Origin of the sequence: Variovorax sp. WS11 (assembly GCF_010499245.1) — a bacterium.
Classification (GTDB): Bacteria; Pseudomonadota; Gammaproteobacteria; order Burkholderiales; family Burkholderiaceae_C; genus Variovorax.
In genome coordinates this window covers 407,031-423,819 of the sequence record NZ_JAAGOW010000001.1, presented here as the reverse complement: position 1 = coordinate 423,819, position 16,789 = coordinate 407,031, and the positions used below count along the sequence as shown (strand labels likewise).

13 protein-coding genes, 1 other RNA gene and 1 pseudogene are annotated in these 16,789 nt (G+C 69.8%); 10 read left to right on the top strand and 5 right to left on the bottom strand.

What is annotated here, in order from left to right; genetic code table 11:
• Positions 1–68: 68 nt before the first annotated feature.
• Positions 69–335, bottom strand: a complete 267-nt coding sequence (locus tag GXN78_RS02280) for a type B 50S ribosomal protein L31 (protein WP_106553924.1) — start codon at positions 333–335, stop codon at positions 69–71.
• A gap of 159 nt (positions 336–494) precedes the next feature.
• Here GXN78_RS02280 and GXN78_RS02275 point away from each other — a divergent pair, with 159 nt between their 5' ends.
• Complete coding sequence (locus GXN78_RS02275) at positions 495–1,574, top strand: oxidoreductase (RefSeq protein ID WP_106553925.1); 1,080 nt, start codon at positions 495–497, stop codon at positions 1,572–1,574.
• Here the strand turns inward: GXN78_RS02275 and rho are convergent.
• Together rho and trxA are read right to left on the bottom strand one after the other, a co-directional pair.
• Positions 1,571–2,839, bottom strand: a complete 1,269-nt coding sequence (gene rho / locus GXN78_RS02270; RefSeq protein ID WP_106553926.1) for a transcription termination factor Rho — start codon at positions 2,837–2,839, stop codon at positions 1,571–1,573. The two genes, GXN78_RS02275 and rho, sit on opposite strands and share 4 nt — an antisense overlap.
• Positions 2,840–3,033: 194 nt before the next feature.
• A complete protein-coding gene (trxA, locus tag GXN78_RS02265) occupies positions 3,034–3,366 on the bottom strand; it encodes a thioredoxin TrxA (protein ID WP_068686060.1) in 333 nt (110 codons plus the stop codon).
• A gap of 91 nt (positions 3,367–3,457) precedes the next feature.
• On the opposite strand from trxA, the pseudogene GXN78_RS42140 reads away from it, so the two are divergent.
• The 4 genes and pseudogenes from GXN78_RS42140 to GXN78_RS02245 form a co-directional block, all read left to right on the top strand.
• A pseudogene (locus GXN78_RS42140) lies at positions 3,458–6,004 on the top strand (PD-(D/E)XK nuclease family protein); the annotation flags it as partial.
• A gap of 96 nt (positions 6,005–6,100) precedes the next feature.
• Positions 6,101–9,367 carry a UvrD-helicase domain-containing protein gene (locus GXN78_RS02255; protein WP_106554138.1) on the top strand — a complete coding sequence of 1,089 codons (3,267 nt, stop codon included), beginning with the start codon at positions 6,101–6,103 and terminating at the stop codon, positions 9,365–9,367.
• Positions 9,368–9,378: 11 nt separating this feature from the next.
• Positions 9,379–10,614, top strand: a complete 1,236-nt coding sequence (locus GXN78_RS02250; RefSeq protein WP_106554139.1) for a TIGR03862 family flavoprotein — start codon at positions 9,379–9,381, stop codon at positions 10,612–10,614.
• A 77-nt stretch (positions 10,615–10,691) separates the two neighbouring features.
• Entirely contained in the window at positions 10,692–10,973 is a 282-nt protein-coding gene (locus tag GXN78_RS02245; RefSeq protein ID WP_106553927.1) for a hypothetical protein, read from the top strand.
• A 64-nt stretch (positions 10,974–11,037) separates the two neighbouring features.
• Here the strand turns inward: GXN78_RS02245 and ffs are convergent.
• Positions 11,038–11,134, bottom strand: an RNA gene (gene ffs / locus GXN78_RS02240) — signal recognition particle sRNA small type.
• A gap of 37 nt (positions 11,135–11,171) precedes the next feature.
• Entirely contained in the window at positions 11,172–12,293 is a 1,122-nt protein-coding gene (locus GXN78_RS02235; protein WP_164255343.1) for a M12 family metallopeptidase, read from the bottom strand.
• A gap of 115 nt (positions 12,294–12,408) precedes the next feature.
• Here GXN78_RS02235 and dnaX point away from each other — a divergent pair, with 115 nt between their 5' ends.
• The 5 genes from dnaX to GXN78_RS02210 all read left to right on the top strand — a co-directional run bounded on the left by dnaX (position 12,409) and on the right by GXN78_RS02210 (position 16,754).
• Positions 12,409–14,226 carry a DNA polymerase III subunit gamma/tau gene (dnaX, locus tag GXN78_RS02230; RefSeq protein ID WP_106553929.1) on the top strand — a complete coding sequence of 606 codons (1,818 nt, stop codon included), beginning with the start codon at positions 12,409–12,411 and terminating at the stop codon, positions 14,224–14,226.
• 46 nt (positions 14,227–14,272) lie between these two features.
• Positions 14,273–14,605, top strand: coding sequence for a YbaB/EbfC family nucleoid-associated protein (locus GXN78_RS02225; RefSeq protein ID WP_012747441.1), 333 nt, complete (start codon positions 14,273–14,275; stop codon positions 14,603–14,605).
• A gap of 8 nt (positions 14,606–14,613) precedes the next feature.
• A complete protein-coding gene (gene recR, locus GXN78_RS02220; protein ID WP_106553930.1) occupies positions 14,614–15,204 on the top strand; it encodes a recombination mediator RecR in 591 nt (196 codons plus the stop codon).
• A 2-nt stretch (positions 15,205–15,206) separates the two neighbouring features.
• On the top strand, positions 15,207–15,599 hold the full coding sequence (locus GXN78_RS02215; protein ID WP_106553931.1) for an MAPEG family protein: 393 nt from the start codon (positions 15,207–15,209) through the stop codon (positions 15,597–15,599).
• Between the two features lie 114 nt (positions 15,600–15,713).
• Positions 15,714–16,754, top strand: a complete 1,041-nt coding sequence (locus tag GXN78_RS02210; protein WP_106553932.1) for an ABC transporter substrate-binding protein — start codon at positions 15,714–15,716, stop codon at positions 16,752–16,754.
• Positions 16,755–16,789 lie beyond the last annotated feature (35 nt).

Sequence of the window (16,789 nt, the reverse complement as noted above, 5' to 3'; positions counted from 1 at the left end):
TGGAAGAGGACTAAAAGAAAAAGGGCAGCGCGGTAAACCGGGCTGCCCTCGACTCGGAAGCGCCTGCCTTACTTGGAGGCGGCACCGCCGGTCTTGCCGAAACGGTTGCGGAACTTCTCGACGCGACCGCCCATGTTGTCCACCGACTTCTGCGTGCCGGTGTAGAAGGGGTGCGATTCGCTCGAGGTGTCGAGCTTGAAGAGCGGCAGCTCGCGGCCGTCGTCGGTCTGGCCCTTTTCCTTGGTGTTCACGCAGGAACGGGTGACGAACTTGAAGCCGTTCGACAGGTCGACGAACAGGACCTCGCGGTAGTTCGGGTGAATGCCTTCTTTCATAGTATTTCCTTGGTCGATGCGAGAGCCACGAGCTTGAACGGGGTGATGTCCTGCCTATTCAGTCATCCCCAGCTCATCCGGCACGGCGCCGGGCTGCACTTTTCGCGAAGCCCTCAATTATCGCATACTGGGCGTTTTGGGCGCTAGCGCCATTCAACCATGAATTCAAGCCTCTTGCGCGCCGGCCTGGTCGGCTTCGGCTTCGCCGGCCAGACCTTCCATGCGCCCGTGCTCTCGGCCGTCCCGGGCCTGCAGTTGGGGGCAGTGGCCAGCTCCCAGCCCCACAAGGTTCACGCGGAATGGCCGGGCGTCGACGTGGTGCCCGATGTGGACGCGCTGCTGCGCAGGGGCGACATCGACCTGGTGGTGGTCGCCACGCCCAATGCGCAGCACCATCCGGTGGCCAAGGCCGCGCTGGCCGCGGGGAAGCATGTGGTGGTCGACAAGCCTTTCACGCTCGACGCGGCCCAGGCGCGGGAGCTCGCGGCGCTGGCGCAGCGGCAGGGCCGGCTGCTGTCGGTCTACCAGAACCGCCGCTTCGATTCGGATTTCCTGACGCTGAAGGAACTGCTCGCCGCCGGCGAACTGGGCCGGCCGGTCTACTTCGAGTCGCACTTCGACCGCTTCCGGCCCCAGGTGCGCGAGCGCTGGCGCGAGCAGCCGGTGCCGGGGGCGGGTCTCTGGGTGGACCTGGGCTCGCACCTGCTCGACCAGACCGTGCAGCTCTTCGGGCGGCCCGATACGCTGCAGCTCGACACCGCCGCCCTGCGCGACGGGGCGCTGGTCGAGGACTACTTCCACGCCGTGCTGCGCTATGAGAGCGGCACGCATGCGCCGCTGCGCGTGGTGCTGCACGCCACCACGCTGGCCGCCCATGCCGCACCGCGCTACATCGTGCACGGCACGAGTGGCAGCTACGTCAAGCGCGGTGTCGATCCGCAGGAAGATGCCTTGCGCGCCGGCGGAAAGCCGGGCGGCGAAGGGTGGGGCGCCGACGACCTGGACGGCGAGCTGACCCTGCCGTCCGACGACGGCCAATCCCGGCGGAGGAGTGTGCCGACGTTGGCCGGTAACTACATGGCCTACTACGCCGCGGTGCGCGACGCGATCCTCGGCAAGGGCGAGAACCCTGTTCCGCCCGAGCAGGCGGTCGAACTCATGGAGCTCCTGGACCTCGGCCGCCAAAGCGCGTCCGAGGGCCGCGCTTTGCCGGTTGGGGGAGCCTGGGGGAGAGCTTAGCCCCCCCCGCGACGCATCATGTCGAAGAACTCGACGTTGGTCTTGGTCGCCCTCATGTTCTTCAGCATGAGCTCCATCGCCTCGATTTCGTCCATGTTGTACATGAGCTGGCGCAGGATGCGGGTCTTCTGCAGGATCTCGGGCGGCAGCAGCAGTTCTTCGCGGCGGGTGCCGCTGCGGTTGAGCTGAATCGAGGGGAACACGCGCTTCTCGTAGAGGCGGCGGTCCAGGTGGATTTCGGAGTTGCCGGTGCCCTTGAACTCCTCGAAGATCACTTCGTCCATGCGGCTGCCGGTGTCGATCAGCGCGGTGCCGATGATGGTCAGCGAGCCGCCTTCCTCGACGTTGCGCGCGGCGCCCAGGAAGCGCTTGGGGCGCTGCAGCGCGTTGGAGTCCACGCCGCCGGTCAGCACCTTGCCGGAAGAGGGCACGACGTTGTTGTAGGCGCGGGCCAGGCGGGTGATCGAGTCCAGCAGGATCACCACGTCCTTCTTGAGCTCGACCAGACGCTTCGCGCGCTCGATCACCATCTCGGCCACGTGCACGTGGCGCGCCGCGGGTTCGTCGAAGGTGGAGGCAATGACCTCGCCCTTCACCGTGCGCTGCATCTCGGTCACTTCCTCGGGCCGCTCGTCGACGAGCAGCACCATCATGTGGACCTCGGGGTAGTTGGCGCTGATCGCGTGCGCCATGTGCTGCATCATCACCGTCTTGCCGCTCTTGGGCGGTGCCACCAGCAGGGCGCGCTGGCCTTTGCCGATGGGCGCGATGATGTCGATGATGCGGCCGGTGATGTTCTCTTCGCCCTTGAAGTTGTCGCGCTCCAGGCGCATCAGCTCCTTGGGGAACAGCGGCGTGAGGTTTTCGAACATCACCTTGTGCTTGTTCGCCTCGGGCGCGCCGCCGTTGACCTTGTCCAGCTTGGTCAGTGCGAAGTAGCGCTCGCCGTCCTTGGGGATGCGCACCTCGCCCTCGATCAGGTCGCCGGTGTGCAGGTTGAAGCGCCGCACCTGGCTGGGACTGATGTAGATGTCGTCGGTGCTGGCGGTGAAGCTGGTGTCCGGGCTGCGCAGGAAGCCGAAGCCGTCCGGCAGGATCTCGAGCACGCCATCGGCGAAGACCTGCTCTCCGGCCTTTGCACGCTTCTTGATGATCGCGAACATCAGCTCCTGCTTGCGCATGCGGCCGGTGTTTTCGATCTCCAGTGCTTCAGCCTGCTTGAAGACTTCAGACACGTGGAGTGCCTTGAGTTCGTTTAAGTGCATGGAACAACCCCGTGCGGGGAAATTGTCGGAAAGAACCAGGGGGGAGGTTTGAGAAGAGGCGAGGAGGCCTCACAAACCGGGGAACTCGAACCGGCTGCCAGAAAGAAAGAGCCGGTGAACTGCGAAGATTATGACAGGAAAAACCACAAGGGCTGCCAGCGCGTTGCACGCCGGCAGCCCCGGGAGACGAAGACTCAGGCGAGTTGCTGGTCGATGAAGGCCGTCAGCTGAGCCTTGCTCATCGCGCCGACCTTGGTCGCCGCCAGCTGGCCGTCCTTGAACAGCATCAGCGTGGGGATGCCGCGAATGCCGAACTTGGCGGGGATGTCGCGGTTCTCGTCGACGTTCATCTTGGCGACCTGCAGCTTGCCTTCATAGGTGCTGGAGACTTCGTCCAGGATGGGGGCGATCATCTTGCAGGGACCGCACCACTCGGCCCAGTAGTCCACGAGCACGGGCTTGCCGGACTTGAGCACGTCGGCTTCGAAAGAAGAATCGGAGATGTGTTTGATGAGTTCGCTGGCCATGGGATGGGTCCTTCTGCGCTGGATGATGGTGCAGCTAAAGTGCGGGCCATTGTGACAGAAACCAAGTGATGTCGTGGTCGGCGCCCACGCTATGGCCCCGATAGCCAAAGCCCTACAAGAACCCCTGATGAACTCTTCCGAGCGCCACCCCGCGCATGCCCTTTGGTGCGACCCGGCCGAAGGCCTGGTCGCCCGCATTTCGCGCCTGCTGGCCGAGCGCGAACGGCATCCCGCGCGCACCGTGGTGCTGGTGCCGTACGCGCAGCTGATGCAGACGGCGCGCACCATGTGGGCCGGCTGCGGCGCGCCGGGCTTTGCGCCGCGCTTCGAGACCACGCGCAACTGGGCCCGCAGCGTGGGCGGTTTCGTGCCCGGCGTGGACGACATCGCCTTCGACATGGCGCGCGACCTGCTCACCGCGCAGTCGCTGCTGGCCCGCGCCGGCTTCGGCGCGGGCCGCAATGCGTTGGCGGGCCGGGTGGTCGAGATCGCCTTGCAGCTCGCGCCGCTCGCCGCGGCCGAGCATCCTGACGAGCGCGCCGCCTGGGCCCAGCGGGTCCGCGAGGCCCTGGTGGCCGGCCGTGGTTCGGAATGGTTCGACACCGAAAGTGCGCTCAACGGCATCGCACTGGCCTGGGCCGCCAGCTCCGGCTATGCGACCGACGTGCTGCTCGCCGGCGGCGCGCTGGACCGGGTCGACCAGCTGGTCGTGCTCGAAGGCCTGCAGAGCGATCCGCTGGTCAACAAGCTCGCGGCCCTGTTCGGCGAGCGTGCGCTGCGCCTGCCGCTGGCAACGCAGGCCGCCCCTGCCTGCATCGCGAACCTGCACCCCTGCGACGACCCGGAGGACGAAGCCCAGCGCGCCGCCGCCTGTGTGCTGCGCCACCTGGCCGAGGCCCGCGCGCCGGTGGCCCTCGTGGCCACCGACCGCGCGCTGACGCGCCGCATCAGCGCCCAGCTGATCGCCCACGGCGTGCAGCCGCAGGACGAGACCGGCTGGAAGCTCTCGACCACGCGCGCGGCCGCCACGCTGATGAGCGCCTTGCGCGCCTGCGCCCACGATGTCTCCAGCGACGAGGTGCTGGACTGGCTCAAGAGCGCCGCCGCCCTCGACGGCCGTGCGATCCGCGCGCTGGAGGCGCGCCTGCGCGAGCGTGGCATGCGTGACTGGCGCAGCTGGTGCCTCTTCGCCGCGGCCAGCGAACACCCGCGCGACCAGGACCTGCTGGCCTTCACCAACGACATCGAGACGCTGCGCGCGACGCTGGCCCGCGCCAGGCCGCTGGCCGAGTGGCTCGACGCCACGCGTGCGCTGCTCGAGACCGGCGGCCAGTGGCCTTCGCTTCACCAGGACGTTGTGGGTGCCGAGGTGATCGGCGCACTCTACCTGGACGCCGGAGAGGGCGAAATCCGCGGCACGCGCTGCACCCTCGCGGAGTTCACCGCCTGGGTCCGCGACGTGCTCGAGGCCGCGAGCGTGCGCCTGCCCTCCGACGAGGAACTGCCGCGGGTGGTGGTGCTGCCGCTGCACCAGCTGCTGGGCCGGGCCTTCGGCGCCGTCGTGCTGCCGGGCTGCGACGACCAGCGCCTGCCCGCATCGCCCGAGCCGCCCGGCGACTGGACGCCGGCGCAGCGCCTCGCGCTCGCGCTGCCTGCGCGCGAGGCGCTGGAGCAGGCCCAGCGTGCGGCGTGGGCCATGGCCTTGCGCGCGCCGCACTGCGACCTGCTGTGGCGCCGCTTCGACGCCAGCGGCGAACCCGTGCGTCCCAGCGCCTTGCTGCAGATGCTGCAGCTGGAGCACGCCACGGCCGAGGCCGCGGACCCGCGCATCCCGGTGCAGGTGGCCGCGCGGCCGACGCCCCGGCCGCAGCCGCATGGCGATGCGCTGCTGCCCACGACGCTGTCCTCCACTGCCTACGAAGACCTGCGCCGCTGCCCCTACCGCTTCTTCGCCATGCGCCAGCTCGGCCTGCGCAGCAGCGACGAGCTCGACGCGGAGGTCGACAAGCGCGATTTCGGCAACTGGCTGCACGCGCTGCTCGGGCACTTCCACGAGGCACTGAAGCAGCAGCCCAACGCGGACCTCGATGCGCGGCTCGCCTTGATGGCCACCGCCGAGCAAGAGGCGACGCGCGAGTTCGGCCTGTCGCAAGCCGAGTTCCTCCCCTTCGCCGCGGCCTGGCCCGCGGTGCGCGACGGCTACCTGGCCTGGCTCGCCACCCACGAGCAGGACGAGCACGCCGTGTTCGTCGAGTCCGAGCCCTGGAAGGAGCTGGCGCTGGGCAGCGTGAAGCTGGTCGGCCGGCTGGACCGCGTCGATGCCACGGCCGACGGGCGCGCCTTCGTGATCGATTACAAGACCGAGTCGGTCGACAAGACCCGTGATCGCGTCAAGGATCCGACCGAGGACACCCAGCTCGCGTTCTACGCCGCGCTGTTCCCCGACGACGGCTTGCGCGCGGCCTACGTCAACGTCGGGGAAAAGGCGTCGGGCACGCGCACCGTCGAGCAGACCGATGTGATCGCCGCGCGCGATGCCCTCGTGGCCGGCGTGATGGACGATCTCGCCCGTATCGGGCGCGGCGCGGCGCTGCCCGCGCTGGGCGAAGGCGCGGTGTGCGAGTACTGCTCGGCGCGCGGCCTGTGCCGCAAGGACTTCTGGAGCGACGAGCCCTCGCCGCTTGCTGCGGCTGCTGCGCCCACGGCGGCGCCCGTCGAAGCGCCGGTCCCGCCCATGCCGGCAGCTCTGACTAAGGCCGCGGCTTACGAGCACAACGGCGCCGGCGTCTCGCGCGAACGCTTCTACGCCATCGCCTGTGACCCGCGCCGCTCGGTGGCGGTGGAAGCCTGCGCGGGCGCCGGCAAGACCTGGATGCTGGTCTCGCGCATCCTGCGCGCCCTGCTGGAGGAAGGCGAGAGCGCCTGCGCGCCGCACGAGATCCTCGCCATCACCTTCACCAAGAAAGCCGCCGGCGAGATGCGCGAGCGGCTCGACCAATGGCTGGAGGCCTTCGCGGCGCAGCCCGTGGAGGCGCTGGTGCAGGAACTCGTGATGCGCGGCATGGACCGCGCGTCCGCCGAGGCTCGCGCGCCGCGGCTGCAGGGCCTCTACCGCGAGCTGCTCGCGGGCGGCCGGCCGGTCCAGTTCCGTACCTTCCACGCCTGGTTCGCCGGTCTCCTGCGCAGCGCGCCGGTCGCGGTGCTCGAGCGGCTGCGGCTGCCGGCCAACTACCAACTGCTCGAGGACGATGCCGAGGCGCGCGCGCATGTCTGGCGCCCCTTCTTCGCGGCCGTCGCGGACGACCCCGAGGCCGCGGCCGACTACCGCGCGCTGGTCGCGCACTACGGCCGCTCGCAGACCGCCAAGGCGCTGGACGAGGCGCTGACGCGGCGCGTCGAGTTCGGGCTGGCCGATGCCCACGGCGCGGTCGACGATGCCGTGGTGCCCATGGGCGAGTTCTATCCCGCCTTCGCGGGCGCCGAGACGCCCGAAGACAGGCTGCTGCACGACCCGGCCTGCCGCGCCGCCTTGCTCGCCGCGGCGCGCGCGCTGGGCCGCGCCGGCGCGCCGACCTTCTCGCAGAAGGGCGTGAAGCTGGAGCACGCCGTGGCCAAGGGCCGCATCGCCGGGGTGCTCGACGCGCTGCTCACGCTCAAGGGCGAGCCGCGCAAGTTCAGCGACAAGCTCGCCGGCATCGAGGACGTGCGCGCAGCGCAGCATTACGTGCAGCAGTACTGCGAAGCGCAGGCCCAGCATGCCGCCTGGCTCTATCAGCAGCGCATGGCGCGACTGACCCGCCTGCTGATCCGCTGCTTCGCCGAGGTCAAGGCGGCGCACGGCTGGGTCGACATGAACGACGTCGAGCAGGCCGCACACCTGCTGCTCGGCAACGCCGAACTGTGGGGCTGGGTCCAGGAGCGGCTCGATGCGCGCGTGCGGCACCTGCTCATCGACGAGTTCCAGGACACCAATCCGCTGCAATGGCAAGCGCTGCACGGTTGGCTCGGCAGCTATGCGGGCGCGGGCGGGCGGCGGCCGGGCGTGTTCATCGTGGGCGATCCGAAGCAGAGCATCTACCGCTTCCGGCGCGCCGAGCCGCAGGTGTTCATCGCGGCCAAGCATTTCGTCAAGGAAGGCCTCGACGGGGACCTGCTCAACTGCGACCACACCCACCGCAATGCGCAGGCCGTGGTGGGCCTGGTCAATGCGGCCATGGGCGATGCGCAGCGCGCCGGCGAGTTCAGCGGATTCCGCGATCACACCACCGAATCGCGCGCAGCGGGCCGGGTGCGCAAGCTGCCGCCGATCCCGCGCGATGCGATCGCGCCGAAGGAGCAGGGCGGCGCGACCAACGAGGAGGGCATGCTGCTGTGGCGCGACAGCCTGGTCACGCCGCGCGTGCTGCCCGAGGAAAAGCTGCTGCAAAAGGAATGCGAGCAGGCTGCGCGCTGGATCGCCGGGCGCATCGCGCAGGGCCTGGCGCCCAGCCGCATCATGGTGCTGGCGCGCCGCCGAAGCCGGCTTGCGGCGTTGCAGGACGAGCTGCGCAAGCTGCACATCGCGGTCCAGCAGCCCGAGAAGAACGAGCTGCACGACGCGCCCGAGGTGCAGGACATGGTGGCGCTGCTCGATGCGCTGGTCTCGCCGGACCACGACCTCTCGCTGGCGCGTGCCCTGCGCTCGCCGCTCTTCGGCCTCGATGACGATGCGCTGGTCCGCCTGGCGCTGCGCCGGCGCGAGCACGGCGCGAGCTGGTTCGAGCTGCTGCAGGCGCCGGACCTGGCGCCGCCGCTCGCAGGCATCGGGCCGCGCCTGCGCCAGTGGCAGCGCTGGCTGGCCGACTGGCCGCCGCACGATGCGCTCAGCGCGATCTATCACGACGCCGATGTGCTCGGCCGCTTCGCCGCCGCCGCGCCTGCGGCGCTGCGTGCCAGCGTGCTCGGCAACCTGCGCGGGCTGATGGCCGCGTCGCTCGAGCTCGACGGTGCGCGCTTCGCCACGCCCTACGCCTTCGTGCGCGCGCTGCGCCGCGGCGGCACCCGCGCGCCCACGGTCGCGGCGGCCGATGCAGTGCAACTGCTCACCGTGCATGGCGCCAAGGGCTTGGAGGCCGACCTGGTGCTGATGCTGGACACCGACGCCTCGGCGCAGCGCGCGCAGACCATGGGCGTCCTCGTCAAGTGGCCGGGCCAGGCGGCGGCGCCCGAGCGCTTCGTGTTCGTCGCGAGCGAGAAGACCCCGCCGGCCTGCACCACCGACGACATGGCCGAGGAGCAGGCCGCGCGGCACCGCGAGGAGATCAATGGGCTCTACGTGGCGACCACGCGGGCGCGGGGCGAGCTGGTGCTGTCGGCGGTGCCGGCCGCGCGGCCCGATGGCCGCAGCTGGTGGGCGCGCCTGGAAGTGCTCTGCGAGCCCATCGATGCGGCGTCGGCCGCTGGCGCCTCCGCGGGCGGCTCGTCGCCGGCGCTCGACAGCTTCGGCATGCTCCAGCTGCCGGTGCCGGCCGGCCTTGCGCGCACGGCTGCGCGCGTCGCGGCAAGGAGCGCCGATTCGCGCGCCTCGGCCCTGGGCCAGGCCATGCACCGTCTGCTCGAGTGGGCGCAGCCCGGCGTGCCACCGGCACCGGCCCATGTGCGAGCCGCGGGCCGCGAGTTCGGGCTGGACACCGACACCGCTCGAGTCGCGGCAGCGATGGCCCAGCGCATCCGTGCGGGTGCGGGCGCCTGGGCCTGGGATGCGGGCGCGCTGGCTTGGCACGGCAACGAGGTCACGCTGGTCCACGGCGGCGAGGTGCTGCGCATCGATCGCCTGGTGCGGCACCGGGCGAGCGGCGTCTGGTGGGTGCTCGACTACAAGTCGGCGGCACGTCCCGAGCGCGACGAGGCGCTGATCGCGCAGATGAGGCGCTACCGCGAAGCCGTGCAGGAGGCCTGCCCCGGCGAGACGGTGCGGGCCGCCTTCCTGACGGGGCAGGGCGAACTGGTGGGTGTCGAATGAGCAACGAAAACATGAAGACGATCGCCGTCATCGGCGGCGGGCCGGCCGGCCTGATGGCGGCCGAGGTGCTGAGCGCGAGGGGTCTGGCCGTGCATCTTTACGACGCCATGCCCTCGGTCGGCCGCAAGTTCCTGCTGGCGGGCCGCGGCGGCTTGAACCTCACGCATTCCGAGCCCTTCGAGCACTTCGCCAGCCGCTTCGGCGAGCGCCGCGCGCAGGTCGAGCCGCTGCTGCATGCCTTCGGGCCCGAGGCGCTGCGCGAGTGGGTGCACGGGCTCGGTGTCCAGACTTTCGTCGGCAGCTCGGGCCGCGTGTTTCCCGCCGACATGAAGGCGGCGCCGCTGCTGCGCGCCTGGCTGCATCGGCTGCGCGAGGCCGGCGTGCACCTCCACATGCGCCATCGTTGGCTGGGCTGGTCCGAAGCGGGTGCGCTGCGCTTCGCCACGCCGACAGGCGAGCTGGAAGTAACGCCCGAGGCCACCGTGCTGGCCCTGGGCGGCGCCAGCTGGTCGCGGCTGGGTTCCGACGGCGCCTGGGTACCTTGGCTGGTCGCGCGCGGCGTGGAGGTGGCGCCGCTCGCGCCGGCCAACTGCGGCTTCGACATCGGCTGGACGCCGTACTTCGCCGAGCGCTTCGCGGGCAAGCCCTTCAAGTCGGTGGCGGTCTTCTGCAGCGATGCGCAGGGCCGCCGCTTCGCGCGCAAGGGCGAGTTCGTCGCGACCGCGACCGGCATCGAAGGCAGCTTGGTCTACGCGGCGTCGGGCTTGCTGCGCGACGAGATCGCCTCGCAGGGCAGCGCCACCTTGTGGCTCGACTTGCTGCCCGATCGCACACCCGAGCAGGTGCGTGCGGCCGTGCTGCATCCGCGCGGGGCGCGCTCCGTGGCCAGCCACCTCAAGAGCCGGCTCGGCCTCGAAGGCATCAAGACCGCGGTGCTGCACGAGGTGCTCACGCGCGACGAGATGCATGTGCCCGAGAAGCTGGCCGAGACGATCAAAGCGCTGCCGCTGCGGCTGGTTGCGCCGCGGCCCATCGACGAGGCGATCAGCAGCGCCGGCGGCGTGCGCTTCGAGGCGCTCGATGCGCACCTCATGAGCACGGCGCTGCCCGGCCTGTTCTGCGCCGGCGAGATGCTCGACTGGGAGGCGCCCACCGGCGGCTACCTGCTGACCGCCTCGATGGCGAGCGGCGTGGTGGCGGCGCGTGGCGTGCTGCGGCGGCTGGGCCGGAGTGGTGCCGAATCATGAAATTGCATACTTCTGGCTGAAGTGCATTTGTTTGCGGATCGGCAGACAATCGCCGGCCCTGAGGCCGCCCACCATCCATGCATCCGAACGTCGACATCAAGAAGATCCGGGAGAGGTACTTCAACTACAGCGTCAGCATCGGCACGGCCGACGAGCGCTACCTGCGCCAGGGCCTGCGGTCGATAGCGGAATGCCTGCACGATGCGGCCACGGCGCTCGGCCACCATTTCCCGGTGGCGGCGATCAGCTACGAGGGGCGGGCGCTGGGCTGCTATCGCGTGGCGAGCATGGAGCACAAGACGGTGGCGCTGGCACACACGCTGCTGGCCAAGCTGGAGCGCGTCGAGGCCGCGACCTGAGGCCGGTCTTGCAGGCCGATAAAAAAAGCCGCGTGGGTCCACGCGGCTTTTTTACTGATGTGAGGTTGACGAGCCTTACCCCCGGCACTGGCTACGCAGTTAGGGCTGCTTGGTTCCCCACCTGACCCGTTTGGCCACTTCACCATGCGGGGAGGCCCGTCAGCGGCGATTGTAGGCGACGCCCCGATGCCCCCCGGCTCACCAGGCCATCAGCGAGGTCTCGAGGGCCGCATCGGCGTAGTAGAGGCGCACGCCCACCAGGTAGTGCCGGCCCTTCTGCAGGCGCATGCTCACGCGGGCGTTGAGGTCGGTGCCGCTGTCGTCGTTGCCCGCGATCTGCACGTTGCCGGCGGGCGTGACCTCGAACAGCACCAGCACCGTGTCCGAGGTGCCGAAGGTGCCGAGCTGGTAGGTGCGCGTGCGCGGCGGCACGAACTCGAAATTGCGGGTCTCGCCGGCCTTGAGCTTGAGCAGCTGCGACAGCCCGACCTTGAGCGTGCCCACCGCCGGCGCCCGCACGCCGGGATAGGACTCCACCACCCAGGCCTTGTCGGCGTAGGAAAGCCCGCCCTTGGGCACCAGGCCCTCGCGGTACTGCGCGGGCGCGTCGATCAGGCCGGGCTCGAAGTGGTACTCCATCACCGAGTCCGGGTCCCAGGTCGTGCCCTTGACCTCCGAGGCCGGGATCTTGCGCAGGATGTTCCACTCGATCTGCGGCTCCGGCCAGTGGTTGGGGGGGCCCGAGAAGTAGTCGATGACCGCCTGCCGGTTCCAGGTGATGCCGGCGTTCGGGTTCTGGTGCTCATGCTCCAGGCCCAGCGTGTGGCCGATCTCGTGCAGCGCGGTGTCGTTGCCGTAGTCGGTGTTGAGCGGCCAGCCGAAGTTCATCGTCCGCTGCAGCGGGTCGCGCACGGTCAGCACGTCGCGGCCCACGTAGGACCACGATCCGTCCTGCGGATCGAAGCCGATGCGCACCATCGCATCCTCGGGCGTCTCGACGCGGCGGAAGCTGATGCCGATGCCCAGCTTGGCCCAGGCCTCGAAAGCCTCGTCCACCACGCCCGTGTCGGCGTTGTTGCCCTGCCAGGCGGCTGGCACCCCGTCGCCGCGCTTGTAGCAGTAGTAGCTGAGCTGCGTGCCGTTCACCCATTTCTTGCTCGCGGCCAGGATGGCAGAGGCGCGGCCGGCCGAGACGCTGTTGTCGAACTGGCGCGGCGCCTGCACGGGCTGCATGCAATAGCGGCGCGCGCCGGTCGGCTGCTGGGACTTGGCCTTGGCCGCGGGCGCGCGCGCCGCCGCCCTGGGATGCGCAGTGGGCATGTCTGTCTCCTTGGAAGACCATGCCATGCTAGGAGCGAAACAGTGAAAATCTATAAGTAAAAAGGCCTATGCCCACCCGGAGAGGCCCCCCGGGGTGACCACCTAAAATGCGCCGATGGCCTATCTCGTTCTCGCTCGCAAACACCGCCCCAGGACCTTCAGCGAGATGGTCGGCCAGGAACATGTCGTGCAGGCGCTCGAGAACGCGCTGACCTCCCAGCGGCTGCACCATGCCTACCTTTTCACCGGCACCCGCGGCGTCGGCAAGACCACCGTCTCGCGCATCCTGGCCAAGTCGCTCAACTGCCAGGGGCCCGACGGGCAGGGCGGCATCACCGCGGCGCCTTGCGGCGTGTGCCAGGCCTGCAAGGACATCGACTCGGGCCGCTTCGTCGACTACACCGAACTGGACGCGGCCTCGAACCGCGGCGTCGACGAGGTGCAGGCCCTGCTGGAGCAGGCGGTCTACAAGCCGGTGCAGGGCCGCTTCAAGGTCTTCATGATCGACGAGGTGCACATGCTCACCGGGCATGCCTTCAACGCGATGCTGAAGACGCTGGAGGAGCCGCCGGAATATCTCAAGTTCGTGCTGGCCACCACCGATCCGCAGAAGGTGCCCGTCACGGTGCTGTCGCGCTGCCTGCAGTTCAACCTGCGGCCGATGGCGCCCGAGACGGTGCTGGAGCACCTCACGCGCGTGCTGCAGACCGAAACCGTGCCGGCCGAGCCGCATGCGCTGCGCCTGATCGCGCGCGCCGCCCGCGGCTCGATGCGCGATGCCCTGTCGCTGACCGACCAGGCCATCGCCTTCGGCAACGGCGAGTTGACCGAAGGCGGCGTGCGCCAGATGCTGGGCAGCGTCGACCGCGGCCATGTGTTCCGGCTGATCGAGGCGTTGGCGCAGGGCGACGGCCGGACGGTGGTCGAGACCGCCGAGGGCCTGCGCCGCGACGGCCTGTCGGCCGCTTCCACGCTCGAGGAAATGACGGCCGTGCTGCAAGCCATGGCCGTGCTGCAGGCCGTGCCTTCGCGCGCCGAGGCCGCCGATGCGGGCGACCCCGATGCGGCCGAGACCGCGCGCCTCGCCGCCGCGATGCCGGCCGACGAGACGCAGCTGCTCTACAGCCTGTGCCTGCACGGCCGCGGCGAGCTGGGCCTGGCGCCCGACGAGTACGCCGCGCTCACCATGGTGTTGTTGCGCCTGCTGGCTTTCAAGCCTGCGGCTGCGGCCGGCGCGGAAAAAAAAACTCTGAATGAAGCCCCCGCGGGCGCGCCCGAGCGCCCGCAGACGCCCCGGACCCCGGTTGCCGCCCCTGCACCCGCCGCGGTTGCGGAGACAACGCCCATCGCCGCGCCACCTGGGGCGACGAGCGCCGCGCCCCCCGGCCACCGCCTGCCGGTGCGCGAGGAGGGCCGCTTCGCCGCCGCGCCGCCCGCGCCCGAAGTCGCCCCGGCAGCAGCCCAGGTGCTGGCCATGCAGGTGCGCGTGCAGCCCCCGCCCGGCGCTCGCGACCTCGCGCGCGAAAGCGCGCCGGCGCCCATCGAGCCCAGCGAGGAGGGCGACTTCTGGTATGCCACCGTCACGCAGCTGGTGGCGGCCGAGGCGATCACCGCGCTGGCGCGCGAGCTGGCGCTCCAATCGCAGCTGGTGGCGCGCGACGTCGACCAGTGGCTGCTGCGCGTCGAGCGCGAGTCGCTCAACCAGGCGGGCAGCCGCGACAAGCTGCAGGCGGCCTTGGCGACGCTGGGCCATGGCGTGAAACTCGCCATCGAGATCGGCTCCGTGGCCGACAGCCCGGCGCGCCGCAACAAGCAGGCGGCCGATGCGCGCCAGCGCGAGGCCGAGGAAGCGATCCGCAACGACCCCGAAGTGCAGTCCATGATGCGCGACTGGGACGCCCGGATCGTGCCGGGCACGCTGCGGCCTGCCTGATCCGACTTATCCTTCTTCCATTCATTCAACGACCACAGGACCAACGATGTTCAACAAAGGACAACTGGCCGGCCTCATGAAGCAGGCGCAGGCAATGCAGGACAACCTCAAGAAGGCGCAGGAAGAGCTGGCCACGATCGAGGTCGAGGGCGAGTCGGGCGCCGGCCTCGTGAAGGTCGTGATGACCTGCAAGCACGACGTCAAGCGCATCACCATCGACCCCAGCCTGCTGGCCGACGACAAGGACATGCTGGAAGACCTGGTGGCCGCCGCCTTCAACGCCGCGGTGCGCAAGGCCGAGGAAACCAGCGAGCAGAAGATGGGCAAGCTGACCGCCGGCATGCCCGGCCTGCCGCCCGGCATGAAGCTCCCCTTCTAAGCGTCCGCATGGCGGATTCCAGCGCGCTCGATGGCTTGATCGAGGCCTTGCGCCGCCTGCCCGGCGTCGGCGTCAAGTCGGCCTCGCGCATGGCCTTCCACCTGCTGCAGCACGACCGCGAGGCCATGCAGCGGATGGCGCGCTCCTTGCAGGAAGCCGCGGCGCAGGTGCGGCATTGCGAGCGCTGCAACACCTTCACCGAGGCGCCGGTGTGCAGCGTGTGCCTCGATGCGCGCCGCGACGCCACCAAACTGTGCGTGGTCGAGACCCCGGCCGACCAGGCAGCCCTGGAGCGCACCGGCGCCTTCCGCGGCTACTACTTCGTGCTGATGGGCAAGCTGAGCCCGCTCGACGGCATCGGCCCCAAGGACATCGGCCTTTCGAAGCTGTTCGATCGCGCACTCGACGGCACGGTGAGCGAGGTGATCCTCGCCACCAACTTCACCGCCGAGGGCGAGGCCACCGCGCACGTGATCGGCGAGGCGTTGCGGCAGCGCGGGCTCACCGTGACGCGGCTCGCGCGCGGCGTGCCGGCCGGCAGCGAGCTCGAGTACGTGGACCTCGGCACCATCGCGCACGCGCTGGTCGATCGACGCTGAGCATGCGCCTGCCCGCGTTGACGCTGGCCTACTGGTGCGTGCTGGTCGCGGCGCTCTTGCCCTACCTCGCGGCCTACATCGCGAAGATCGGCAGCTTCAGGCTGCGCGACAACCAGGCGCCACGCGACTGGATGGGGCGCCAGGCCGGCTGGCGCGCGCGAGCGCTCGCCGCACAGAACAACAGCTTCGAGGGCCTTCCCTTCTTCATCGGCGCGGTGGTCATCGCGCACCAGCTCGGCGCCGCGCAGGCGCGACTCGACATGCTGGCCGCGGCTTACGTGCTGCTGCGCATCGTTTACATCGCGCTCTACATCCGCGGCTTCGGCACTGCGCGCAGCACGGTCTGGGCGCTCGCGTTCGCAGCCAACATCGCGATTCTTTTCGCCGGCCGCTAGAGGCCTTCATGTTTACGTGGAAACCCGCACGGGATGTTCCCGATGCAGGCAGATGGTGCGCGCCCCTAAGCTCGATTCGAACAACGATCCCAGAGAGCCCCAGGGCCACAACGCATGCTCCACCGCCGTAGCTTCACCGTCGCCGCGACCTTGGGTGCAGCCGCATCCATCGCCGTGCCGCTGTGGGTGCGTGCGCAGGCCAAGCTCGAGAAGCCGAAGATCTCCATCGCCGTCGGCGGCAAGGCGGCCTTCTACTACCTGCCGCTCACCATCTCCGAGCAGCTGGGCTACTTCAAGGCCGAGGGCCTGGAGGTCGAAATCTCCGACTTCGCCGGCGGTGCGCGCGCGCTGCAGGCGGTGGTGGGCGGCTCGGCCGACGTGTGCTCGGGCGCCTACGAGCACACCATCAACCTGCAGGCCAAGAACCAGGTCTTCCAGGCCTTCGTGCTGCAGGGCCGCGCGCCGCAGATCGCGATCGGGGTGTCGACCAAGAACATGGCGGGCTACGCGGGCATCGCCGATCTCAAGGGCAAGAAGATCGGCGTGTCGGCGCCGGGCTCGTCCACCAACATGGTGGCCAACTTGGTGCTCTCGCGCGGCGGCCTCAAGGCCAGCGATGTGAGCTTCATCGGCGTGGGCGTGGCCGCCGGCGCGCTGACGGCGCTGCGCTCGGGCCAGATCGACGCCATCAGCAACACCGACCCGGTGATGACCATGCTCGAGCAGAAGGGCGACGTGAAGATCATCAGCGACACGCGCACGCTGAAGGGCACGCAGGAGGTGTTCGGCGGCCCGATGCCGGCGGCCTGCCTCTATGCGCCGGCGGAATTCGTCCACAAGCATCCCAACACCTGCCAGGCACTGGCCAACGCGATCGTGCACGGCCTCAAGTGGCTGCAGACCGCCGGCCCGGGCGACATCATCAAGACCGTGCCCGAGACCTACCTGCTCGGCGACCGCGCGCTGTACCTGGCCTCTTTCGACAAGGTGCGCGAGGCGATCGCGACCGACGGCATCGTGCCGGCCGAGGGGCCGAAGACCGCGCTGGCCGCGATCGCGAGCTTCGACCCGACAGTGAAGGCCGACAAGATCGACCTGGCCAAGACCTATACGAACGACTTCGCGCGTCGCGCGAAGGAGCGCTTCAAAGCCTGAGTTGCCCGTTTTCGCGACCCGGCTCCGGCCGGGTT